24 protein-coding genes are annotated in these 22,734 nt (G+C 64.2%); 9 read left to right on the top strand and 15 right to left on the bottom strand.

The genetic code is table 11. From position 1 onward, the window contains the following. Nucleotides 1-15: 15 nt before the first annotated feature. Nucleotides 16-630, bottom strand: coding sequence for a VPLPA-CTERM sorting domain-containing protein (locus ACP15I_RS04600; RefSeq protein ID WP_424974072.1), 615 nt, complete (start codon nucleotides 628-630; stop codon nucleotides 16-18). 249 nt (nucleotides 631-879) lie between these two features. Between ACP15I_RS04600 and ACP15I_RS04605 the strand changes: the two genes are divergently transcribed. The 4 genes from ACP15I_RS04605 (at nucleotide 880) to ACP15I_RS04620 (ending at nucleotide 4,707) form a co-directional block, all read left to right on the top strand. Beyond that, on the top strand, nucleotides 880-1,866 hold the full coding sequence (locus ACP15I_RS04605; protein ID WP_424966608.1) for an ABC transporter substrate-binding protein: 987 nt from the start codon (nucleotides 880-882) through the stop codon (nucleotides 1,864-1,866). Between the two features lie 120 nt (nucleotides 1,867-1,986). Continuing rightward, a complete protein-coding gene (locus ACP15I_RS04610) occupies nucleotides 1,987-2,400 on the top strand; it encodes a hypothetical protein (RefSeq protein ID WP_424974073.1) in 414 nt (137 codons plus the stop codon). A 3-nt stretch (nucleotides 2,401-2,403) separates the two neighbouring features. After that, nucleotides 2,404-3,234, top strand: coding sequence for a hypothetical protein (locus ACP15I_RS04615; protein ID WP_424974074.1), 831 nt, complete (start codon nucleotides 2,404-2,406; stop codon nucleotides 3,232-3,234). A 270-nt stretch (nucleotides 3,235-3,504) separates the two neighbouring features. After that, nucleotides 3,505-4,707, top strand: coding sequence for a type III PLP-dependent enzyme (locus tag ACP15I_RS04620; protein WP_424974121.1), 1,203 nt, complete (start codon nucleotides 3,505-3,507; stop codon nucleotides 4,705-4,707). Nucleotides 4,708-4,839: 132 nt separating this feature from the next. Here ACP15I_RS04620 and ACP15I_RS04625 read toward each other — a convergent pair whose 3' ends face one another. From ACP15I_RS04625 to ACP15I_RS04665, 9 genes are all read right to left on the bottom strand, one after another. Next, the gene (locus ACP15I_RS04625; RefSeq protein WP_424974075.1) at nucleotides 4,840-5,637 is read right to left on the bottom strand and encodes a creatininase family protein; all 798 of its coding nucleotides are present in this window, start codon (nucleotides 5,635-5,637) and stop codon (nucleotides 4,840-4,842) included. After that, nucleotides 5,630-6,532, bottom strand: coding sequence for an isopenicillin N synthase family dioxygenase (locus ACP15I_RS04630; protein ID WP_424974076.1), 903 nt, complete (start codon nucleotides 6,530-6,532; stop codon nucleotides 5,630-5,632). Before ACP15I_RS04630 ends, ACP15I_RS04625 begins: the two co-directional genes overlap by 8 nt. A gap of 3 nt (nucleotides 6,533-6,535) precedes the next feature. Next, nucleotides 6,536-7,171, bottom strand: coding sequence for an NAD(P)H-dependent oxidoreductase (locus ACP15I_RS04635; RefSeq protein ID WP_424974077.1), 636 nt, complete (start codon nucleotides 7,169-7,171; stop codon nucleotides 6,536-6,538). Next, nucleotides 7,171-7,764 (bottom strand): NAD(P)H-dependent oxidoreductase, encoded by a 594-nt coding sequence (locus tag ACP15I_RS04640; RefSeq protein WP_424974078.1) that lies wholly within the window; start codon nucleotides 7,762-7,764, stop codon nucleotides 7,171-7,173. Before ACP15I_RS04640 ends, ACP15I_RS04635 begins: the two co-directional genes overlap by 1 nt. Before the next feature lie 124 nt (nucleotides 7,765-7,888). Further along, nucleotides 7,889-9,295, bottom strand: a complete 1,407-nt coding sequence (locus ACP15I_RS04645; protein WP_424974079.1) for an FAD-binding oxidoreductase — start codon at nucleotides 9,293-9,295, stop codon at nucleotides 7,889-7,891. Further along, nucleotides 9,292-10,566: a cytosine deaminase gene (locus ACP15I_RS04650; RefSeq protein ID WP_424974080.1), complete on the bottom strand. Its 1,275-nt coding sequence runs from the start codon at nucleotides 10,564-10,566 to the stop codon at nucleotides 9,292-9,294. Before ACP15I_RS04650 ends, ACP15I_RS04645 begins: the two co-directional genes overlap by 4 nt. Then, the gene (locus ACP15I_RS04655; protein WP_424966597.1) at nucleotides 10,566-11,423 is read right to left on the bottom strand and encodes an ABC transporter permease; all 858 of its coding nucleotides are present in this window, start codon (nucleotides 11,421-11,423) and stop codon (nucleotides 10,566-10,568) included. Before ACP15I_RS04655 ends, ACP15I_RS04650 begins: the two co-directional genes overlap by 1 nt. Continuing rightward, nucleotides 11,420-12,217: an ABC transporter ATP-binding protein gene (locus ACP15I_RS04660; protein ID WP_424966596.1), complete on the bottom strand. Its 798-nt coding sequence runs from the start codon at nucleotides 12,215-12,217 to the stop codon at nucleotides 11,420-11,422. The genes ACP15I_RS04655 and ACP15I_RS04660 overlap by 4 nt, the downstream gene beginning before the upstream one ends. 107 nt (nucleotides 12,218-12,324) lie before the next feature. Continuing rightward, a complete protein-coding gene (locus ACP15I_RS04665) occupies nucleotides 12,325-13,323 on the bottom strand; it encodes an ABC transporter substrate-binding protein (RefSeq protein WP_424974082.1) in 999 nt (332 codons plus the stop codon). A 240-nt stretch (nucleotides 13,324-13,563) separates the two neighbouring features. Here ACP15I_RS04665 and ACP15I_RS04670 point away from each other — a divergent pair, with 240 nt between their 5' ends. Beyond that, nucleotides 13,564-13,968 carry a RidA family protein gene (locus ACP15I_RS04670; protein ID WP_424974083.1) on the top strand — a complete coding sequence of 135 codons (405 nt, stop codon included), beginning with the start codon at nucleotides 13,564-13,566 and terminating at the stop codon, nucleotides 13,966-13,968. Here the strand turns inward: ACP15I_RS04670 and ACP15I_RS04675 are convergent, their stop codons facing one another. The 3 genes from ACP15I_RS04675 to ACP15I_RS04685 form a co-directional block, all read right to left on the bottom strand. After that, a complete protein-coding gene (locus tag ACP15I_RS04675; RefSeq protein WP_424974084.1) occupies nucleotides 13,969-15,318 on the bottom strand; it encodes a hypothetical protein in 1,350 nt (449 codons plus the stop codon). 165 nt (nucleotides 15,319-15,483) lie between these two features. Continuing rightward, the gene (clpX, locus tag ACP15I_RS04680) at nucleotides 15,484-16,743 is read right to left on the bottom strand and encodes an ATP-dependent Clp protease ATP-binding subunit ClpX (RefSeq protein ID WP_424966591.1); all 1,260 of its coding nucleotides are present in this window, start codon (nucleotides 16,741-16,743) and stop codon (nucleotides 15,484-15,486) included. Nucleotides 16,744-16,952: 209 nt separating this feature from the next. Then, nucleotides 16,953-17,579 (bottom strand): ATP-dependent Clp protease proteolytic subunit, encoded by a 627-nt coding sequence (locus tag ACP15I_RS04685; protein WP_424966590.1) that lies wholly within the window; start codon nucleotides 17,577-17,579, stop codon nucleotides 16,953-16,955. Between the two features lie 214 nt (nucleotides 17,580-17,793). Between ACP15I_RS04685 and ACP15I_RS04690 the strand changes: the two genes are divergently transcribed. The 4 genes from ACP15I_RS04690 to ACP15I_RS04705 all read left to right on the top strand — a co-directional run bounded on the left by ACP15I_RS04690 (nucleotide 17,794) and on the right by ACP15I_RS04705 (nucleotide 20,569). After that, nucleotides 17,794-19,020 (top strand): FAD-binding domain-containing protein, encoded by a 1,227-nt coding sequence (locus ACP15I_RS04690; RefSeq protein ID WP_424974085.1) that lies wholly within the window; start codon nucleotides 17,794-17,796, stop codon nucleotides 19,018-19,020. Between the two features lie 103 nt (nucleotides 19,021-19,123). Continuing rightward, nucleotides 19,124-19,498: an NADH:ubiquinone oxidoreductase subunit NDUFA12 gene (locus ACP15I_RS04695; RefSeq protein WP_424966588.1), complete on the top strand. Its 375-nt coding sequence runs from the start codon at nucleotides 19,124-19,126 to the stop codon at nucleotides 19,496-19,498. An 82-nt stretch (nucleotides 19,499-19,580) separates the two neighbouring features. Next, nucleotides 19,581-20,033, top strand: coding sequence for an outer membrane lipid asymmetry maintenance protein MlaD (mlaD, locus tag ACP15I_RS04700; RefSeq protein ID WP_424966587.1), 453 nt, complete (start codon nucleotides 19,581-19,583; stop codon nucleotides 20,031-20,033). Beyond that, entirely contained in the window at nucleotides 20,030-20,569 is a 540-nt protein-coding gene (locus tag ACP15I_RS04705) for a DUF2155 domain-containing protein (protein ID WP_424974086.1), read from the top strand. Before mlaD ends, ACP15I_RS04705 begins: the two co-directional genes overlap by 4 nt. Nucleotides 20,570-20,577: 8 nt before the next feature. Here the strand turns inward: ACP15I_RS04705 and aat are convergent, their stop codons facing one another. Then, a complete protein-coding gene (gene aat / locus ACP15I_RS04710) occupies nucleotides 20,578-21,216 on the bottom strand; it encodes a leucyl/phenylalanyl-tRNA--protein transferase (RefSeq protein WP_424974087.1) in 639 nt (212 codons plus the stop codon). 169 nt (nucleotides 21,217-21,385) lie between these two features. Next, complete coding sequence (accC, locus tag ACP15I_RS04715; protein WP_424974088.1) at nucleotides 21,386-22,732, bottom strand: acetyl-CoA carboxylase biotin carboxylase subunit; 1,347 nt, start codon at nucleotides 22,730-22,732, stop codon at nucleotides 21,386-21,388. Nucleotides 22,733-22,734 lie beyond the last annotated feature (2 nt).

The following is a 22,734-nucleotide window of genomic DNA, read 5'->3' on the forward strand; positions in this document are numbered from 1 at the left end:
AAAGATCCCAGAGGTTCAGACCGCCTTGCGCTTGCGGCTGCGCGCGATGCCTAATGCGCCAAGACCCAGCGCCATCAACGGCAGGGCCGCAGGCAGGGGGATCGGCGTTGCGTTGACGTCGTAATAGAAGAACCCACCGGTTGCCGGGGTGTTCTGGTCGGCGATCCTGATCTCCGAGATCGTGCCGAAGCCGCTCAGATCAACGGTGAACTGCGAGATCCCACTCGAATCCGTCCCACCGGCAGCAAGATCCGCCGATGTCACCTCCACCGTGCCAAGCAGCATGCTCAAGCTGTCAAAAGCCGAGACTTCAATCGTTTCGATGGCGCCCGCCGGGAGCTGGTCCCCAACGGAAAAGCTCACATTGCTCGACGGTGTGGTAAAGGTCAGTGTCACATCATTGTCGCAGTTGCTACCGAGGGCGCAGAAGATGACTTCCTGGCTGCCGAAGATCGGAGCGCCGCCCACGAATATCTCCGCGGCGTCAGGCGTCGAAATGGACAGCTCAGGCACCGAGACCGGGTTGCCGGAGGTGTCGATCAGCGATGTGAGATCAATCGGGGCGGCCTGCGCGGAAATTGCAGAGGCTGCCAGTGTGGCCAGAGCGAGGGCCGATACGCGACGCAACATGTTCATTTACTCCCATTAGAACAATTAACCCTATCGTAACATATTTTGCGCGTTCCGGAGACCGCGTCGGGACGGGTGGCTGAGTTCTGCTCAGTTCAGGACAATCGCGCCGAAACCTGCTTGGAAATGGGGTGTTTTTTCTGATTGGCGGCAGGGTTCGCTGGTGTTTCCTGACACTTTGGTCAGAATATCGTCAGGCACACGGGACAACGTGGCCAGGGAACACGAATCACAGCGGGAGTTATCGGTATGAAATCAGCCATGATCGGGTTTGGAGTTGCAGCACTCATGGGGGCCTCGGCGGCGCAGGCGGCGGATGAGGTGAAGCTTCAGTTGCAATGGGTCACGCAAGCCCAATTCGCTGGCTATTATGTGGCGTTGGACAAGGGGTTCTACGAGGAAGAGGATCTCGATGTGACGATCCTGCCCGGGGGCCCGGATATCGCCCCGCCGCAGGTCCTCGCAGGGGGCGGCGCGGATGTGATGCTCAACTGGATGCCCTCGGCTCTGGCCGCGCGGGAAAAGGGCCTGCCGGTGGTGAATATCGCCCAGCCGTTCAAAAGCTCGGGGCTGATGCTGACCTGCTGGAAGGATACCGGGATCACGGGGCCGGAGGATTTCAAGGGCAAGACCATCGGCGTGTGGTTCTTCGGCAATGAGTATCCGTTCCTGAGCTGGATGAGCCAGCTCGGCATTCCGACCGATGGCGGGGAGGATGGGATCACGGTGCTCAAGCAGGGCTTCAATGTCGACCCGCTGCTGCAGCGTCAGGCCGATTGCATCTCGACCATGACCTATAACGAGTATTGGCAGGTGATCGACGCCGGGGTCAGCCCGGATGAGCTGGTGACCTTCAAATACGAGGAGCAGGGCGTCGCCACGCTCGAGGACGGGATCTACGCGCTCGAAGAGAACCTCTCGGATCCGGCCTTTGTCGAAAAGATGGTTCGGTTCGTGCGGGCCTCGATGAAGGGCTGGAAATATGCCGAGGCGAACCCGGACGAGGCCGCCGAAATCGTGCTCGACAATGACGCCACGGGCGCGCAGACCGAGACCCACCAGAAGCGGATGATGGGCGAGATCGCCAAGCTGACCGCAGGCTCCAATGGTGCGCTGGACCCGGCCGATTTCGACCGGACGGTCGCAACCTTGCTGGGCGGCGGCTCGGATCCGGTGATCACCAAGGAGCCCGAGGGCGCCTGGACCCACGCCATCACGGACGCGGCGCTGAACTAAACCGCCTTTAAACCAAGCGTTTCCCCGCAGCCGATCCCCGGCTGCGGGGTTTTTTGTGAATAAAGTTGCCGTTACGTCAACTTTACGCGAAACTATCCTCTCATTAGCGGAGGATTGTTTATGAGATTCACTTTGTTGTCGGGGGCGGCTGCGGGGCTGTGTCTCGCCCTCGCCGGGGGGGCGCTGGCGCAATCCGCGCTACCCAGCGGTATGGTCTTCTTCGTGGAGGATCAGAACTGTCCGACCGGATCACTGCCGGTGGATGATGCGAAAGGTCGCCTGCTTCTGGCGACGAAAAACCCGACCGAATGGGGACAGACTTTTGGGGCTCCGGCCATTACGGGGCTGAACGAGCGCGACCATACCCATGAGGTGACCCTGTCTCTTACCCTGGAGGAAAAAGGCATCTCGGGGGCGAGCAGCTGCTGCAACAATCGCGCAACCAGCAAGGGCAAGCATTCAAAAACTGTGACAACCGGGGGCGCGACCTCGGATCTTCCCTTCGTGTCCCTCCTCGTTTGCAAGGCGAATTGACCCATGGACCACGCAACACTGACCCATATCTCGCGGTTCCGCCGCGCGCTTTTCTGCGGGCTTGCCGCCTTTGGACTGGCCCCGGGCCTGGCCACCGCCGATGATGCGATGCCAAAGGATACGGTGGCTTTCTTCGATGGGGCCTGTCCAACAGGTTGGGGGCCGGCCACGGACAAGGTCTATGGTCGCTTCCTGGTCTCAAGCCAGCAGGGCCGACCGGTCGACGCGGTTGGCGGGGGCGATGCCATCACCGACATCACGGATGCCAGTCAGCTGGACCATGATCACACGGCCAAGACGGCGATCACGATTGGTGCGACGAACTTCATTCTGATTGGGTCGGGGCCGAACAAGAACCTCGGCAAAGCCGGTGCCGTCGCGGTCTCGGGCACCACCGATGCGGGGGGCGCCATGCCCGGGATTGCCTTCAACCTGTGTCAGAAGACGGCGAGGCGCACCCGTGGTCTCGACGTGCCCAGCGGCGTGATCACCGCGGCGTCGAACAGTTGTCCGGTGCTGTTCTCGACCCTCTATGACCGGGCTGAAGGTCGTTACGTTCTCGGTTGGAATGGCGCGGGCAGTGTGGGGCGGCTTTTTGGGGGCAAGCCCTTGTCCTTCCGCGAAACCCGCCGTCATCAGCACGAGGTGAAGGGGGCATTCGATCTGCCGGAACATGCCATTGCAGGCGGGCAGGGCTGCTGCGCGGACAACTACGCCAAATCGGGCCGGGCCTCGTTCAATTTCGAGACCAGGCTCGTCGAGGAATTGAAGCCTGTTGATAATGCGGCGACCCGCGCGCCCTATATGAACGTGAATTTCTGCCGTTCGAACTAGCGTTTGAGGGGCAGCGAGCGGGTCTGCCGCTGCCCCTTGCCAGTCCGCGCGCCCGGGTCAAATGCGGTCGGGGGCGCGGCGGGAAAAAAGTTCTGCGGCGCGTCAGAAAACTATTGATCCGACTCAGCATTGGTTCCATATGCGCGGATATTGACGCCAACGCACGCGCCTCTGCCGGGGCGGATCCGATCGGATCCAAATAGGTTATGTAGCGACGGTAACGTCTTCTTTGGTACTGGTCGGGACCTCACGGGCCCGGGTCTGATGGAGATGACCATGAACGCTTACGTAACCGGCTTGGCCCGTGTGGCCTCTGCTGCGCCTGTCGCTCTCACCGATACATCCGTCGAGGACCGCCTGCGTGCGTTCATTAATGGGCGCGTGTTCGACCGCCCGACCCTCGTGCTGGACTGTGACGCGGTGGTGGCCAAGTACCACGCGCTGGCGCGTGGGCTCGGGCATGGCACGCTGATCCATTACGCCATGAAGGCCAACCCGGCGCCCGAGGTTCTGCGCGCGCTGGCGGCAGAGGGCTGCGGGTTCGATGCGGCGTCGCGCGGCGAGATCGAACTGGCCTTGGCCGCCGGTGCGGTGCCGGAGAAAATCTCCTTCGGGAACACGATCAAGCGCGGCTCGGACATTGCCTACGCCCATGCCCATGGGATCGATCTTTTTGCGGCCGATGCCGAGGCGGAGCTCGACAAGATCGCGGCCCATGCCCCCGGCGCGCGGGTGTTTCTGCGCGTGCTCGTCGGGGCGACCGGGGCGGATTGGCCGCTGTCGCGGAAGTTTGGCTGCGCGCCTGAGATGGCGCTGCGCCTGATGCACCGGGCTGCCTATCTCGGGCTGCGGCCCGTGGGGCTAAGCTTCCATGTGGGCTCGCAAACCCGCGATCCTGGGATGTGGACCGAGACGCTGGATGCGATGGCCGAGATCTGGCAGGCCGGGCGCGCGCAGGGCCATGACCTTACGCTGATCAATATCGGAGGCGGCTTCCCGGCCTTCTATGGCGATCCGGTGCTGGAGGCCGAGACCTATGCGGCGCGCGTGGCCGCCTTGGTTCAGGCGCGGTTTGGGGCGGCGACGGTGATGGCGGAACCCGGGCGCGGGCTGGTGGCCGAAGCCGGGATGATCGTGGCCGAGGTGCTGCTTGTGTCGCGGAAATCCGAGGATGATCTGTGCCGCTGGGTCTATCTCGACATCGGCAAGTTCTCGGGGCTGGCCGAAACCATGGAAGAGGCGATCCGCTACCAGTTCGAGACGCCCCATGATGGCGGCGAGCTTGGGCCCTGCATCATCGCGGGACCGTCTTGCGACAGTGCGGATGTGCTCTACGAGACGCGGCCCATGCAGTTGCCCATGGCGCTGGCAGCGGGGGACCGGGTGCTGATCAAGGCGACCGGGGCCTACACCACCACCTATTCCAGCGTGGGCTTCAACGGGTTTCCGCCGCTGGATCTGGTTGTCATCTGAGCGAATGCCCGGCGGCGCCGACCGCATGCGGTCGGCGCGGACGCGCCCCGATCCTGCCTTTTGACAGGGGCCACCGCGATGGTGCGACGCGGGTCCGCGCCCTGCGCATGCGCAGGGCGCCACGGTGCAGGATCACATCTCGGGATAGGTGGCCGTCACGCCATCCAGCGGCAGATCCCGCAATTTGCGCAGCAGCCCGATCATCCCTGCCACCTGATGGGCGCAGGTCGCGTGGCCCTTCTCGGCGCTCCCGGCGCTGGCATTGCCGACGGTCCCTGCGGGGTTCAGATCAGACGACACCCAACCCAGGCTCAGCGGCCCGATGGGCGAGATCGGCGCACTCTCGGCGGCAGACCGAAAGTCCTGCGCCTGGGCCATATCCACGGTCTCGGGGCGAAAGGCCAGCATCAGCGATGTCTCCACATCGCCACCATGGATCCCAAAGGCCCGCTCGTGCTCGGAATACATCCCCTCCGGCGTCCCGAAACTCATCCACTGCGCCTTGACCGCCAGCATGCCCGCGCGCACGCGTAGCTCCCGGCTCAGGATCGACACCAGATCCAGGTTTCCGCCATGGGAGTTGATGCAAACCACCTTGCGCAGTCCCGCCCGCGCCACGGAGAGCCCGATCTCGCGCCACGCCCCGAGGGCAGTCTCAGCCTCCAGCGTCAGCGTGCCCGGCGCATGGATATGCTCGTTCGACTTGCCCACCGACTGGATCGGCAGGATCCGGATGTCCAGATCATCGGGCAGGGCGGCGCAGAGCGCGTCCAGCATGCCCTGCATGATCATCGTATCCGTGCCCGTGGGCAGATGCGGCCCGTGTTGCTCGATCGCCGCCGTGGGCAGGATCGCGATGACCCGTTCGGGATCCATGGCGGCAAACTCGGTCGTGCGGTACTCGGACCACCAGTGTCGACGCTCAGCCATAGGTCGCCTCCAGACGGCTGCGCAGGTAATCCGCGCCAGAGATCGGCGGGTATTTCGCATCGCCCAGACCCGGAAGGCAGGCCACCATCGCCTCCGGGTTCGGATCGAGGAAGAACGCGATGGACCGGCGCGGGCGCGGCGGCGGCAGCACCCGGTGCGGTGTCGAGACATAGGTGTCATTGGACCAGCGCATCAGGCAATCGCCGATATTGATGATATAGGCCCCGGCAACATCCGGCACATCGATCCAGTCGGATTGACCGCGCGGGCGCACTTGCAGCCCGGGCACTCCATCGGTCAGCAGAAAGGTCAGCGCGCCATAATCCGTATGCGCCCCGGCCCCGATCCCGTCTTCGGGCGAGCCCGCCGGATAGCTGAGCAGCCGCAGCGTCGCCATGGGCGCGTCAAACGCACTCTCGAAATGGTCGGGCGGCAGATCCAGATCCCGCGCGACGGCCTGCATCACGCGCTGGCCCAGCCCATGCACTGCATCGAAATACGCCCGAACGGTCTCTGCAAACCCCGGCAGGTCCGGCCAGCGATTGACGCCGCGAAACGGCTCTCCGGCCAGAATGCGCGGATCGTCCGCGGCCAGATCAAGCCCCATGTTGAAGGCCTCTTTCCGGTCCACCTGACCGCTGTCCGGATCGAGCTTCTCGCTGCCTTCCCAGGCCCAGCCGCGATTGCCCGCATCAATGGCAATCCGCGCTTTGGCGTCATGGGGCAGGGCGAAGAACGCATCCCCCTGGGCCAGAACCCCGTCGATCAGGTCCTGAGGCACATCGTGATGGGCCAGCAGGAAAAACCCCGATCCCCGCGCCGCCCGGCCGAGGTCCCGGGCAAACCCCGCCGGGTCCTCGCCCATGCGGCGCGCATCCAGAAGCGGGATCTCCATGGCTCAGGCCACCGCGGTCGAAGGCGCCCGCGCGCCCGGTGCCTTGCCGATCAGCCTGTCCATGACCTTGCCGACCTTGCCCAGATGGGCGGCGCGGCTCTCGGGGGTGGAGCTGTCCATCAGGTAATGGGCCGCGAAATGCACCTTGCAACCCTTGGCGCAGATCAGCCGCACGCCCCGCGTGAGCGTCCGTCGCCCGGGCGCACCGATCAGGCTGGTGAGCCAGCGGCTCGCCCCACAGGTGGTAAACACACCGAGCGAGGTGATATTGGTCAATCCCGGCCGGATATCCTTGTTCTCCGCATCGGGCATCAGGAAGGCCACATCAGGCAAGAGCACCCGGTCCAGCCACCCCTTCAACATCGCGGGCAACCCGTACCACCATGTCGGATAGACAAAGATCAACGTATCCGCCCATCGCAGATCGGCCACATCCCGGGCCACGGGTTCCACATTGTCCGGACAGTCCAGATAGGCATCCAGCTCACAGGCCGGCAGGACCGGCGCGAACTCTCTCTCATACAGATCGATCAACCGCACTTCCGCCCCCCCGCGGCGCAGTTTGTCGAGAACCGTATCTTTCACGGCAGCATTGAAGCTGCCCTTTTTCGGGTGGCAATACACGACCAAGGCGCGCATCAGAAAGCCTCCATCTCCCGGGTGACTTTCTCCAGAAAGGCAGCCCGCTTGGCATCTGTCGCGCGGTTCATGTCATAAAGCGCGAGATACCGCATCTTGAAGGGACGACAAACGTGCCAGACGGCGCGCTTGACGCAGTGACGGGGCGGGTCCCCTGCGAGAAACGCACGGGTACGCGTACCCCCATAGGTTGTCACAGCTGCAAGCCTTTTAATATGCGTCAGATTGGGCTTTACCTTGCCATCCACCAGTTTGAAGGACACGCCCGGCAGAAAAACCCGGTCGAGAAATCCCTTGAGGATGGCCGGATAGCCGAAATTCCACACCGGAAAGACCATGACCATGGCATCAGCCGCCCGCAGGCGCGCCACATACTCGGCCACGGGCGCGATATTCGCGGGCTCCTCGTGATAGCCGCGCCGCCCGGTCTCGGACAGAACCGGGTCGAACCCCTCGGCATAGAGATCGCAATCATCCACGTCCCAGCCCTGCGCTGTCAGGGTCTCCACCACGCGCGCATGCAGCGCCTGGGAAAAACTCTCGGGGCAGGGATGCGCGGCCAGAACCAGCACGCGCCCTTTCTCAGTCGTCATCGCAGATCCATCTTAAGTCCGGAAATATCCCGGGGGGAGGCTGCGGCGCAGCCGGGGGGCAGAGCCCCCCACACGCGGGCATTGGTTTGGGCGCAGCCCACAATTGGATCCCGCCCCATGCCGGTCACTCGGCCGCGGTCATCTTGGGATAGGCATACATGCGCGAGAAATCGAAATCCGGGTCATCCCAGGCGATCATCTTGCCGGGGTTGAGCAACCCTTTGGGATCGGCCTCGCGCTTGAAGGCCAATTGCCGGTCATCCACGGTCTGGCGCCCGCCTTCTTCAAGCGTGTAGCGATGGGGGTTGAAGATCATCGCCCCGGCCTCCTCATGGATCCGGATGATCTCATCCAGACGCTCCTCGGAGGTGAACTTCACAAGGCTCAGCCCGGCAAACATCACCTTGCCGTTCTCGCGCAGCACCTCCAGATGCTGCAGAACCTCGGGGCTGAACGTGTCGCGCATCTTTTCGATCAGGCCCAGATGCTCGGGAAAGCCATAGCGCACCTGCAGATAGGTGATGCTCGGATCGACCTTCAGCGCGCGCAGGGTCGTGTGGTTCCAGCCATATTCAAAGACCGGGCCGGGGCCACGCTCCCAATCGCTGGCGTCCGAGCGATAGACAATCCGCGCCTGCGGACGCCGCCCGAGGAAGGTCTCGAACCCGTCCATGGAATGGGGCGCGACCATGAGCCCGATCAGGGTCTCCTTGTCCGAGATATGTGGCTTGACCCGCTGAAAATAGTCAAACGGCGCCGGGGCCTCATAGACGCTGGCGAGCTTGATCAGGATCCCGTCCTCATTGGCCAGCTCCTCGGCAAAGCGGGCCGCGTCCATAAAATCCTCGCAGGCCACGAACATCTCGACCCAGTCATAGGCCGGGGCCAGCGGCATCTCGATCTCGGTGATGATCCCGTTCGTGCCATAGGCATGGGAGACGCGCGCAAGTTCCTCGCCGCGGAACTCCAGCATCCGGGGCTCTTCTTCCATGGTCACCACCCGCAGGCGGATGATGTTCCCCAGATCCCGCAGGGATCCCCATGTGCAGGAACCGACACCACCCGAGCCACCCGCGATGAACCCGCCGATCGTGGCTGTGGCCCATGTCGACGAGAACATCCGGATCTCTTGCCCCGAGTCGGCCTTGCAGGCCGCGTCCAGATCCTTGAGCAGGATCCCCGGCTCGCAGACCACCCGACCCGGCGCGATCTCTTTCACCGCCGTCATATGGCGCAGATGCATGACGCAGCCGCCGCGCATGGGCATAGCCTGACCGTAGTTCCCCGTACCCGCGCCGCGCGTGGTCACCGGCACGTCATGGGCGTAGCAGACCCGCAGGATCTCGATCACCTCGGCCTCGCTGCGGGGGCTGACCACGAAATCCGCGATCAGGTGGTCCATCCGCGCCTTGAGCACGGGCGAATACCAGAAGAAATCCCGGCTCTTGGATTTGATCGCATTGTCGTTCTGCTCGATATCGAGATGGGACAGGGCCGCCTTCGCAGCGGCCACATTGTCGGGCAGGGTCATGTCGGCGTCTCCATCAGGGCGTCCAGTTCAGCATAATCGGGCAGGGTGCGGTCGATCGGCTCGCCTCCGCGCAGCACGATGCGGTCCGATTGCGGGCGGGCAAAGAACTCGTTCCAGCTCCGCGCCTTGGTGATCACCAGATCCGCAGGGGCGCCCCTGTCAAAGCTCGAGGCATCGAACCCGCAGATCTCGGCCGGGGTGGCCGTAAAGGCGCGCACCCAGTCATCGCGGCCATGGTCCAGATGACCGATCCGCGTCGCCTCGCGCATCACTTCGACCATGTCCATATCGCCATAGGCGTAGAACGGATCGCGGGTGTTGTCCGAGGCGAAGGCCACCGGGATCCCGCGAGCGACCATCTCATGCACAAGTGTGATGCCGCGCCCGCGCGGGGTGCGGCTCGCATGGCGGTCCTGCAGATACAGGTTGCAGAGCGGCAGGGAGACCACATTGATCCCCTGTTTCGCCACCAGATCCAGCGTATCCAGCGCGCGGGCCTCTTCCTGGGTGCTGAGCGAGCAGCAATGGCCCACGGTGATCGGTGCGTCGAACCCGACCTCGGCGGCAATCGTCGCGATGCTGCGCAAGGTCTCCGAGCTCGGATCCATGGTCTCATCCACGTGGAAATCGGCCGCCAGACCCCGCTCGGCGGCGAGCGCGAAGAAGCCCCGCAACCGGTCATCGAGATCGGGCACCGGGTAGGTGACCATCCCCAGCACACCCCCCTTGGTGCGCGCCACGATATCGGAGGTCGCCTTGAAGGGTCCATCGCTTGAGAAGTGATCGCAGCCGATCAGGCAGACCGCCTGCAGATCGATCCGCCCGGCCCAGTCGGCCTGCAGCTCTGAGAAGACTGGAAAGCTGATCCCGTCCTGGGGCGGGATGCTGTCGAGATGGGTGCGGATCGCCCGGGTGCCATGGGCATAGGCGCAGCGCAGCGAGAACTCCATCCGCGCGCGCACATCCTCCGCGCTCCAGCTTGCGACCCGGTCCGCGCCAACCGTGGTCAGCGCCCCCATGAAGGTGCCGTCCGGATTGGGGGAGCGGGGCCAGATATGCCCCTTGTCCAGATGGGTGTGCATATCCGTGAAACACGGCAGCACAAGCGCGCCTTCCATGTCGATGGCGATGGGCTGAGGCTCGGACAGGGCGCCCTGGGCGTCTATGGAAAGCTCGGTCAGGACAAGGTCGCCGTCTTGTCCCAAGAGGCATGCCGGAACATGCACATTCGATAAGGTGTAAGCGCCGCTGGGCAAAGCGCGGTAGTCCATCAGCCCTCCCGGGTTAAGGCACTCTCGTGCCATTTATGGAGCAGAGCATGACTGAGGATCGAGAGGGCCGCAAAGATAAACACACCCATCGCCGCGATCAGTGACAGAGCGGCGAACATCCGCGCGATGTTGAGCCGGTAGCCCGCCTCCTGGATCCGCGCGGCCAGACCCGCACCGACCCCGCCCGTGCCCGCGACCAGTTCGGCGACCACGGCCCCGATCAGGCTGAGACCGCCCGCGATCTTGAGCCCGCCCAGAAAGTAGGGCAGCGCCGAGGGCAGTTGCAGCATGGTGAGCTTCTGCCACCGGCTGGCTTTGTAGATCCGGAACAGATCGCGCAGGTTGTGATCCACCGAGTTCAGGCCCAGTGTCGTCGAGCTGAGCACTGGAAAGAACGCCACGATCCAGGCGCAGAGGAGCATTCCGGCGGTCTTGCTGTCCACATAGATGAAGATCAGCGGCGCGATCGACACCACGGGCGTCACCTGCAGGATCACCGCATAGGGATAAAAGCTCATCTCAACCATCTTCGACTGGTTGAAGAGGATGGCGAGCCCGGCCCCGCCCAGCACCGCCAGCAACAGCGCGAGGATGGTCGTCCGCGCCGTCAGAAGCGATGCCTCATAGAGGATCCCCCAATCGGCGATCAGCGTGTCGAGCACCCGCCCGGGTCCGGGCAGGATATAATGGGGGATCTCGTTCCAGACCACGACCCGGTCCCAGAAGAAGATGCCGAGCGCCATGACGATGACGGGCAGGGACCATTTGCCGATCTTTTCCAAACGGCGGGCGCGCAGGCGGGCCAGCTCATCCGCATCGGGGGCCTCGGTCAGGGAAGTCGGGTCGGCGATGCTCATGCGGCCACTCCAATCGCTTCGTGCAAGGCATCCGAGGCGGCCCGGCAATGGGCGGCATACTCGGCGCTGGTGCGGAATTCCTCGGTGCGCGGATAGGGGGCGTCCACCTGCACTTCGCGCAGCACGCGACCGGGGCGCGCGGCCATCACCACGATGCGGTCGGACAGGAACACGCTTTCGAACACGGAATGGGTCACGAAGATCACCGTGCAGCCGATCTTCTCTTTCAGGGCCAGAAGGTCGTTGTTCAGCTTGAACCGGGTGATCTCGTCAAGTGCCGCAAAGGGTTCGTCCATCAGGATCAGGCGAGGGCGGGTGACCATGGCCCGCGCGATGGAGACGCGCATCTTCATCCCGCCCGAAAGCTCGCGGGGATAGGCATTCTGGAACTTGTCGAGCCCGACCAGCTTGAGCGCCTCAAGGACCTCGTCCTTGACCGCGCCATAGGATTTCCCGCGCAACCGGTAGGGCAGATAGACATTCTGCGCGACGGTGGCCCATGGCATCAGGGTCGGTTCCTGAAACACCACGCCCAGATCGCCCGTGTCATGGCCCCCGGCCCAAGTGACACTGCCGCGGGTTGGGTGCAGCAGGTCGGCGATGATCCGCAGCGCCGTGGATTTGCCGCAGCCCGACGGGCCGAGCAGGGACATGAAATCCCCCTGATTGATCTGCAGGTTCAGGTCGCGCAGGGCGACCACATCGCCGTTGAACACCTTGTCGACCCCCGACAGGGTCAGGACCGGCGGGCGCGCATCCAGCGGGACGGTCGGAGCAGGGGCAGCGAGAGACATGCCTATCCTTTACAGTCAAATGCCGGCACGCGTGAACGTGCCGGCCAGGTCTTTCCCACCGTCCGCGCTCAGGAGGAGGAATTGGGCGCGGACGGTGCCAGACGGCCTTAGCCGCCGGGTTTCAGATCCATGCCGAGGCCCTGACCCACGAACTCGGTCGTGTAGGCGGCCTTGATGTCGAGACCATCATCGATGACGCCCGCGTCCACCATCTTGGCGTAGAAATCCTCGACCACCGCGTCGGTCATCACGCCAATGCCCATGGTCTCGGCATCGCCGGAATCCACGATGCCCTCGGTCAGCATCTTGTCGATGGCGAAGGCGATCTTGTCGTCGGACATATCCGGGTTGGCCGCCTTGATAAGCTCATTCGCGGCCGCGTTGTCACCATAGAGATAATTGTACCAGCCCTTGATCGAGCCTTCGACGAAGCATTTCACCTGCTCGGGCTTTTCTTCGATCGTGGCCGCCATGGTCTCGATCGTGGTGGCGTAGCTGGAATAGCCGTTATCCGCGATCAGGAAGATGTTGGGTTTGAACCCGCCTTCCTTTTCAACCACATAAGGCTCGGAGCTCAGGTAGCCCTGCATCCCGAGACTGGTATCCGCAAGGAAGGGCGCGGGGTTGAACGTATAGGGCTGTCGCTGCTCCACTGTGAAGCCATGGGCCGAAATCATCCACTGGTAGTAGGAGGTGAAGCCATTGTCCCCGATCAGCAGGGTCTTGTCCTTGAGCTGATCCCAGCTCGTCACATCCGGATGGGCCACGATGACCTGCGGGTGCTTCTGGAAGATCCCCGCGATGGCGACCACCGGGATGCCCTCCTTCACCGCGTTGAACGCCTGCAGCAGGTCGCCGCCCATGTGGTAATCGATCCGCCCGGCCAGCATCAGCGCGCGGTTGTTCACCTGCGGGCCGCCCGAGATGATCTCGACGTCGAGACCGCAGGCCGCATAGGTGCCATCGGCCACGGATTGGTAGAAACCGCCATGTTCAGCCTGCGCCAGCCAGTTCGTGCCGAACACAACCTTGGCATTTTCGGCAGAGGCGGCACTCGCGCCAAGCACGGCGGCCAGAGCCACCAGAGAAGGGGTGAGACGGGTCATGAACTCTCCTGTCGGTTTTTGGTTTTTGTTGCTTCAAAGTTAACGTGTCGGGGCAAAATGGCAGGGTCACAGCCTCGAGAGCCTGCGCGTCTGCTCAATTTTCCGGCGGCTTGGGTTAAGTGTTGAGCGTGGTGCTGAAAAAGCAAGCGGTTTTTGACGAACGCGTGCCAAGCGCTCTGCGGGCTGGCCTCTGCCTGACAGGGCTGGCACCCTCTCAGGCAGCAAAGACAGGAGATCCAGATGCTGCGCCCGCTTATCCCCGAAACGATCCGTCCGCCCTTTGCGCGCTATGCCCATGGGGTCGAGGTGCCCGCGGGTGCGCGGCTTGTGGTCTGCTCGGGGCAGCTGGGCATCGGGCCGGATGACATCGCGCCGGATAGCGCCGAGGCGCAGGCGGCGCTGTGTTTCGCCAATCTCGACGCAGTGCTGGCCGAGGGCGGTATGGGGCGCGGGGATGTGGTGCGGATCAATGCGTATGTCACGGACCGTGCCCATATGGCGGGGTATATGGCGGCGCGGGATGCCTGGTTGGCCGCAGTCCCGGATCATCTGCCGGCCTCGACCCTGATGATCGTGTCGGGCTTCACGCGCGCCGAATTCAAGGTCGAGATCGAGCTACTGGCGGCGCAGATCTCTCAAGACTGATCACAAAAGATCGAAGGTCAGCTTGCTGAGCTCTTCGGTCAGTTCCGCATCCAGAAGCGGCGGCGGCGTGGTCCCGGCCAGGTCTGACAGACGCTTATAGACGGTGTTGTGGCGATGGGCCCGGCGCAGGATCTCGCGGGTAAAAGGACCCGCCTGCGGATCCTCGGCGCAGACCCGTTCGAGCCGCTCGGTCATCAGGGTGATCATCTCGCCCTTTTCGACCCAATAGGTGATCATCCCGTCAAACAGCGCGCCGCCCCCCGCGAGCCGCCGCTGCGGCGGCCAGGGACGGGGCACAGCATAAAGCCGCCGCTCGGTCTCTGACAGTTTCAGCGTATTGGCGAGCAGGCTGCCCGCGATCCCCATGGCGCGCTGACCCTGGTTTCGTCCGAGATCCGCGAAGGTGTCGGTGACAGAGACCAGCCAGCGCAGCTTCATTTCGGATGCAAGCTGCAGGCTGTAGTCCTCTGTAATCTCATGGAAAAGTTCGGCAGCCTCCCGGCACTCCGGATCACGCCGCAGGATCACGACGGTCGCCGCCAGAAGATGCGCGAGCCGGGACTGGTCGGCAAATTCGGGCTGGAGCTTGCGGAAATGGCGGATCAGGTTCGGCTCCCGCCCGGCCCAGGTATTGCCCCGTCTCCCGCCGACCACCGCCGTGGCGAAAGGAGCAAGGTCCACACCCGGCGCCGGGAGCGCCTGCGCCGCCGCCGAGATCCGCACGTCATGCTGGTCGAAAAAGGCGGGCCACAAATCCCAGACCTGTGGCGCGGGCGGCGCAAGCGGGGCGACTTCCCCAATGGGCATTGGCTGATCCGGGCTGTAGCCCAGCAGTGCGAAATCCCCGGCATAGATCTTGCTCATGCGTTTGACGATGCTGCTCGGCCAGTCCGGCAAGGCGGTCACCTCGGGCAGTGTGACTTTGGGCAAGCTGTCCGGTGGCGCGCTCTGCAGGGTCTCGCTCCGCAGGATCCGTGTCGCAGTGTGCAGGTGCCGGATCGGATGGGTCTGCGGGGCGAGCGCGGCTTTCAGCTGCGCCTGAGGATAGGCGCGACTGTGATCCAGCGGCGCGCGCGGGTTTTCAAGGATGTCCAGCGCCCCCTCGAGCGTCAGTCCGGGCAGGCGCGCGGCCGAGGCACCGTCCTGCGGCGTGGCGAACTCCGTAATGATCCGAAGCGCCCGCGAAAAAGGGTGCGCAATCAGAGCGATGCAGGGCAGCTCGGGTGCGTCCATCCGCGTGACGGGGCGCATCTCTTCGGGCGGACCCAACGCGTGGCGCAGGGCCTCCGCCCCCGTGCCGGGGATCTCCAGCAGGATGAGGTCCGGGCTGGCAAAGCGGTAGCTGGTCACGGGCAGTTCCTCAGGTGGCGTGGCCGGAGTTTAACGCTGGCGGCAGCGCGGTACGAGAGGCCCCGTGTGGATGGTTCGAATTGCGCAGAGATTTCGCCGGTGCCTGCCCAAAGAAAAACGCCGCGCTCAGGGGCGCGGCGTTCTCTGTCTCGCATTGGTTCGGGATTAGCCCACGGTCGCCGGCTCATCCTTGCGCTCGGCATAGATCAGCAGCGGCTTGGCATCGCCCGAGACGACCTCCTCGTTGACCACCACCTCATCGACGCTGTCGAGGCTCGGCAGGTCAAACATGGTGTCGAGCAGGATGTCCTCGAGGATCGAGCGCAGGCCCCGTGCGCCGGTCTTGCGCTGGATCGCGCGCCCGGCAATGGCGCTCAGCGCGTCATCGGTAAAGGTCAGCTGAGCCTCTTCGAGCTCGAACAGACGCTGGTACTGCTTCACCAGCGCGTTCTTCGGCGCGGTCAGAATGGTGACCAGCGCGTCCTCGTCGAGATCGGTGAGCGTCGCGATCACCGGCAAACGGCCCACGAATTCCGGGATCAGACCGAATTTTAGCAGATCCTCAGGCTCGAGTTCTGTGAACATCTCGCCCACGCCGCGGTCGTCATTGTTCCGCACATCGGCACCGAAGCCCATGGCCGAGCCCTTGCCGCGCTGCGCGATGATCTTCTCGAGACCGGCAAAGGCGCCGCCACAGATGAACAGGATGTTCGTCGTGTCGACCTGCAGGAATTCCTGCTGCGGATGCTTGCGCCCGCCCTGGGGCGGCACAGAGGCAACGGTGCCTTCCATGATCTTCAGCAGGGCCTGCTGCACGCCTTCGCCCGACACATCGCGGGTGATCGACGGGTTGTCGGACTTGCGGGTGATCTTGTCGACCTCGTCAATATAGACGATGCCGCGCTGCGCCCGCTCCACATTGTATTCCGAGGCCTGCAGCAGCTTGAGGATGATGTTTTCCACATCCTCGCCCACGTAACCGGCTTCGGTCAGGGTGGTCGCATCGGCCATGGTGAAGGGCACATCGAGGATCCGCGCCAGCGTCTGCGCCAGCAGGGTCTTGCCGCAGCCCGTGGGCCCGATCAGCAGGATGTTCGACTTCGCCAGTTCGATATCGGTTTTGCCAGCGTGGTTCAGGCGTTTGTAGTGGTTATGCACCGCCACAGAGAGCACGCGCTTGGCGTGGCTCTGCCCGATCACGTAATCGTCGAGGACATCGCAAATCTCCTGCGGGGAGGGGACCCCTTCTGAAGATTTCAGACCGGACGATTTCGTCTCTTCGCGAATGATGTCCATGCAGAGCTCGACGCATTCATCACAGATGAAGACGGTCGGACCCGCGATGAGTTTGCGGACCTCATGCTGGCTCTTGCCGCAGAAGGAGCAGTAGAGGGTGTTCTTACTATCGCCGGAGTTATTCGCCATCGGGTACCTCGTCGATTGCACCCCCAACCTCTGATCCGGTCAAATCGACCCGATCTTCGGGCCGGCGGGGAGCGCGTTTCGGCCATGCTAGGGCAGGGCCTATTCCTTCACAATGCCAAAATTTGGCGCATCGGGTGCCGGCGATGTCACATCATCGGGACCGGTTCGGGGCAGGGGGAACGGGGCAAGCGGACTCGCCCCGTGCAGGCTTAGCTGTCGGCGTCGTCACGGGGGCGGTTTTCGACGATTTCGTCGATCAGGCCCCAGTCTTTTGCCTGTTCGGCATCCATGAAATTGTCCCGCTCCAGAGCGTCGACAACTTTCTTCATCGGCTGGCCGGTATGCTTGACGTAGATCGAGTTCAGGCGATCCTTGAGCTTCTGGGTCTCTTGGGCGTGGATCATGATATCCGTCGCCTGGCCCTGATACCCGCCAGAGGGCTGGTGCACCATGATCCGGCTGTTGGGCAGCGAGAAGCGCATGCCCGGCTCACCCGCCGTCAGCAGGAGCGAGCCCATGGAGGCCGCCTGGCCGATCACCAGGGTCGAGACCTTGGGCTTGATGTACTGCATCGTGTCATAGATCGACAGACCGGAGGTCACGACACCGCCGGGGCTGTTGATATACATGGAGATTTCCTTGCTCGGGTTCTCAGCCTCCAGATGCAGGAGCTGGGCCACCACGAGCTGGCTCATCCCGTCATGGACGGGACCATTCAGGAACACGATCCGTTCTTTCAGCAGGCGCGAGAAGATATCATAGGCGCGCTCGCCGCGGCTGGTCTGTTCGACCACCATCGGAACGAGATTCATGTAGGTGTCTACGGGATCGTGCATGCGGAGCCTCGAGTCTGTGCGGGGGTGTTGTAGGACTGAACTGTCAACAAGATGTTAGGTCCGCGAACGGGGAGGTACAAGGGCATCTCGCCGCATCTGTGGCCGACGGGTCGCGGCGCGGGTCTTGGGCCGCTCTGGACCGATGGCACCGAGGCACTGGCCCGGTGGCGCATGGCCCCCTTGACCCCGGTCCGCGCCAGCTTAGCTCCGCTCCATGGAAGCCCGGACCCTCTTTCCACCCAGCCGTGACGCGGCGCTCGAACGCCTGCGGGACTTCCTGCCCAAGGCCGGGGCGGAGTATGCGCGCAAGCGCAATTACAGCCTGCCCGAACAGGGCCACCCGCACGTTTCGATCCTGTCGCCCTACCTGCGTCACCGGATGCTGACCGAGGAAGAGGTCGTGCAGGCCACACTCGGGCGGCACTCGGCCTCGGCTGCCGAGAAATTCGTGCAGGAGGTGTTCTGGCGCACCTATTGGAAGGGCTGGCTGGAGCGGCGACCGCAGGTCTGGACCGCCTACAAGGCCGGGCTGGCTCAGGCGCTCAACCGGGTGCAAAGCGAGAGCGGGCTGCGCCGGGGCTGGGAAGAGGCCTGCGCCGGGCGCACCGGCATCGACGGGTTCGACGCCTGGGCGCAGGAACTGGTACAGACCGGCTACATGCACAACCATGCGCGTATGTGGTTCGCCTCGATCTGGATCTTCACCCTGCGCCTGCCATGGGAGCTGGGCGCGGATTTCTTCCTGCGGCACCTGCTCGACGGGGATCAGGCCTCCAACACGCTGAGCTGGCGCTGGGTCGCGGGGCTGCAGACCCAAGGCAAGCACTACGTGGCGCGGGTGGCCAATATCTCGAAATACACCGAAGGGCGACACCGTCCGTTGCATCAGCTGACCGCTGAGCCGGAGCCCTTGAGCGGGGTGCCCCATCCGCCGCTCGGGCCGATGCCCGCGCCGCCCCCGCCGCGGCGGGAGGCGCCATGGGCGCTGCTGCTCACCGAGGATGACCTGTCTCCGGGCTATCTGCGCAAGGCGCTGGACCATCCGCCGGTGGCCACCGCCGTGATCACCGGAACGGCCCACCGCTCGCCGCTTGCCACCGCGCCGCAGGTCACCGAGTGGTGCGCCGCCGCAATCGCGGAAACGATCGCGCGGCACGGGGCATGGACAGGTCCGGTGACGCAAGAGCCGCAGGATCTGGCGGCATGGGCGCAGGGGCTTGGCGTGTCGCAGATCGTGATGCCCTACACGCCCGTGGGCCCTGCCGCGGACCGGCTGACAGCGCAGCGCGCCGGGCTGGATCAGGCCGGGATCGCCCTGACCCCGGTGTTGCGCGCCTGGGACGCGGCGGCCTGGCCCCATGCCACGGCCGGGTTCTTCAAGCTGAAGACAAAAATCCCCACCATCCTTGCCGAATTGCGGGGGCTGTCGCTCGCCTCCTGATCCGGCGCCGAAGGGGCCGGTTTCCCGCGCCCCCGCGTCCGCATGTCGCTGGACGCCGCCCGCGCAATCGGCCATATCTGGGCCACCCGGACCGGAGACCGTTATGAAGTTCCTGCTGCAACTGATCACCTGGTGGAATAACGAGACCTTGGGCATGCGCCTGTGGACCAAACGCAATGGCGAGAAGGTCGGCGAGGACGAGGCCGGGAATATCTTTTACCAGTCGGGCGACGGCAAACGTCGCTGGGTCATCTATAACGGCGAGGTCGAGGCGAGCCGCGTCTCTCCCGATTGGCATGGCTGGCTGCATTTCACCTGGGCCGAGCCGCCCACGGACAACCCGCTGCCGCACAAGCCTTGGGAAAAGCCCCATGAGGAGAACCTCACCGGGACACCTTTGGCCTATGCGCCCTCGGGCTCTCTGCGGCGCGCCGCTCCTGCGGAGCGTGCCGACTATGAGGCATGGCAGCCGGAATAAACTGCCTGTAAGATGCGCCCAGACCGCAACCGCGTCACGCTCCGCTCGGGGCGCACGCATCGCAACGGGATCGCAGGCAGGCATGTCGCATACACCATCTGAAGTGCTCGTGGGCGGGGCCGTTCTGGCCGTCGCCATTGGGTTTTTGGCCTTTGTCGGCAGCTCGACCGGCGTGTCGGGCGGGGGCGGAGGCTATCCGCTGACCGCGAGCTTCCGTACTGCGGACGGCATCTCCGTCGGCACCGATGTCCGGCTCGCAGGCGTGAAGGTCGGCACCGTCACGGGCATCGACCTGAACCCCGAAACCTTCCGCGCCGACACGACCATCTCAGTCGCCTCCGATATCGAGATCCCCGATGACAGCGCGATCTCGGTTTCCTCCGAAGGCCTGCTCGGCGGCAATTTCGTCGAGATCCTGCCCGGGGGCTCGCCCTTCGTGCTGGCCGAGGGCGATGAGTTCACCTCGACCCAGGGCTCTGTCAGCCTCGTGTCGCTTCTGATGAAATTCGTGGGATCGGGCGGGGACGACTCGTGATCCGCCTCGCGCTGCCTCTGGCTTTGCTCTGGGTGGGCTGCGCGGCGGCGGCCCAACAGGACGCGATCATCATTTCGCCCCTGGATGAGCTCGAAGAGCGCGCCGAGGATGGCGGCTTTGGTGCCCCGTTGCAGCTGCGTGACGAGGAGTTCCAGACCTTCGAACAGGAGTTGCGTGTCACCGCGGCCGAGGCCGGGTTTGTTCGGGTGCTCGACAAGACCACGGGCCGGGTTGAAACGCTGGAGCTTCAGACCGGCCAGACCCTGGCCAGCGGGCGGCTGCAGGTCGCGATGATCGAATGCCGCTACCCGGAGGAGAACCCCTCTTCGGATGCCTTCGTGCAGGTGCGGATCTCGGAACAGGGGCGTCCCGGGCTGCTCTATGATGGTTGGATGATCGCCTCGTCGCCCGCTTTGGCCGCGCTCGATCACCACCGCTATGACGTCTGGGCGATCCGCTGTCGTCTGCCCGGGGGCGTGCAAACGCCCGAGGTGCAGGCGGGGCTGCAATCACCGCGTCCGCCCGCGCGGCCCTGAGACGCCGCTTAGCCTTGCAGGTGATCCCCGGGATGAGCTGCGAGGGTCTGCCCCGTGATATCTGCCTCGACCAACAACGCGTCCCGCAAGCGGGCACGATAGGTCTCGCGCGGGATCTCCATCGCGCCCATGCTGGCCAGATGGGGGGTGACGAATTGCGTGTCAAACAGGGCAAACCCGCAGGACCGCAGATGCGCCGACAGCGCCACCAGCGCAACTTTTGAGGCGCTTGGCGCGCGCGAGAACATGCTCTCGCCAAAGAACGCACCACCAATGGCCACGCCATAAACGCCGCCGATCAGCTGGCCCTCGTCCCACAGCTCCAGCGCGTGCGCATGACCCATGTCATGCAGATCCGCATAGGCCTCGAAAATCTGGTCATTGATCCAGGTCTCGTCCCGATCCGCGCAGCCTTCGACAACGCCGATGAAATCCTGATCCAGGGTCACGCGCCAATTCGTGCGCCGCATCAGCCGCGCGAGCTTGCGCGACACATGCACCCCATCCAGCGGAAGCACCCCCCGTTGCCGGGGATCGACCCAGAAGACCTCGTCATCCGCGCGCCCCTCGGCCATGGGAAAGATCCCCGCCATATAGCCACGCAGGAGCAGGTCCGGCGTCAGCGGTGGCGGAGGAGGGGGAAACATGTCGTGGGCCATGGTGTCTACAACCTAGGCTTGTGGCGCGCGCGGGTCCAGCGCTCTGCGCGCATCCGCCCGAGAGGCAGGTGCCCGCGGGCCACACCCGCCCACGTTGCGGGCGGTTTTCCGGGATGGGGAGATCCGTGCCACGGCCCCAAGCCGTGGCGCTTGGGGATCAGAGCTCGGCCGTCTCCAGCCATTCCTCGAGCCAATGGATCGTGTAATCGCCCGTCAGCACGGCCTCTTCGCGCAACAGCGCATGAAAGAGCGGCACGGTCGTGTCGATGCCATCCACGATCAGCTCGCCCAACGCGCGGTTGAGGCGCGCAAGGGCCGCAGGCCGGTCCTGGGACAGAACGATCAGCTTGCCGATCAGGCTGTCGTAGTAGGGCGGGATCGAATACCCGCCATAGAGCGCGGAATCCATCCGCACCCCAAGGCCACCCGGCGTGTGGAAGGTCGTGACCTTGCCCGGGCAGGGGGTGAAGGCCGGAATCTTCTCGGCATTGATCCGAACCTCGATCGCATGGCCCCGCACCGTCAGGTTTTCCTGCTGGAAGGTCATGGGATAGCCCGCGGCGACACGGATCTGCTCTTTGACAAGATCGACGCCAAAGATCGCCTCCGTTACCGGATGCTCGACCTGCAGGCGGGTGTTCATCTCGATGAAATAGAACTCGCCATTCTCATAGAGAAACTCGATGGTGCCGGCCCCGGCATAGTTGATGCGAGAGACCGCCTCGGCGCAGGTCTGGCCAATCCGCGCACGGGTCTCGGCGTCGATCACCGGACTCGGGGCTTCTTCGAACACCTTCTGGTGGCGGCGCTGCAGCGAGCAATCGCGCTCGCCCAGATGGACCGCGCGGCCTTTGCCGTCGCCGAACACCTGCACCTCGATATGGCGCGGCGTACCGAGATACTTCTCGATATAGACTTCGTCATTGCCGAAGGCGGCCTTGCCCTCGGCCCGGGCGGTTTGAAACGCCTCGTCGAGATCCTCGGCGGTCTTCGCGAGCTTCATGCCGCGCCCGCCACCGCCAGCCGTGGCCTTGATGATGACCGGATAGCCCATCTCGCCTGCGATCTTGCGGGCACTGACCAGATCGGGCACCCCGCCATCGGAGCCGGGCACGCACGGCACCCCGAGATCGATCATTGTCTTCTTGGCGGTGATCTTGTCGCCCATGACCCGGATGTGATCCGCGGTCGGGCCGATGAAGGTGAGGTCGTGATCCTGCACGATCTGCACGAAATTCGCGTTCTCCGACAGAAAGCCGTAGCCCGGGTGGATCGCTTCGGCGCCGGTGATTTCGCAGGCCGAGATGATGGCCGGGATCGACAGATAGCTCTGGGGGCTCGGTGCCGGTCCGATACAGACCGCCTCATCGGCCATGCGCACATGCATCGCGTCGCTGTCGGCGGTGGAATGCACGGCCACCGATTGAATGCCCAGCTCGCGGCAGGCGCGGATCACACGCAGGGCGATCTCGCCCCGATTGGCAATCAGGATCTTGGAGAACATCG

This window comes from Dinoroseobacter sp. S124A (assembly GCF_049801015.1).
In the GTDB taxonomy this organism is placed as follows: domain Bacteria; phylum Pseudomonadota; class Alphaproteobacteria; order Rhodobacterales; family Rhodobacteraceae; genus Dinoroseobacter.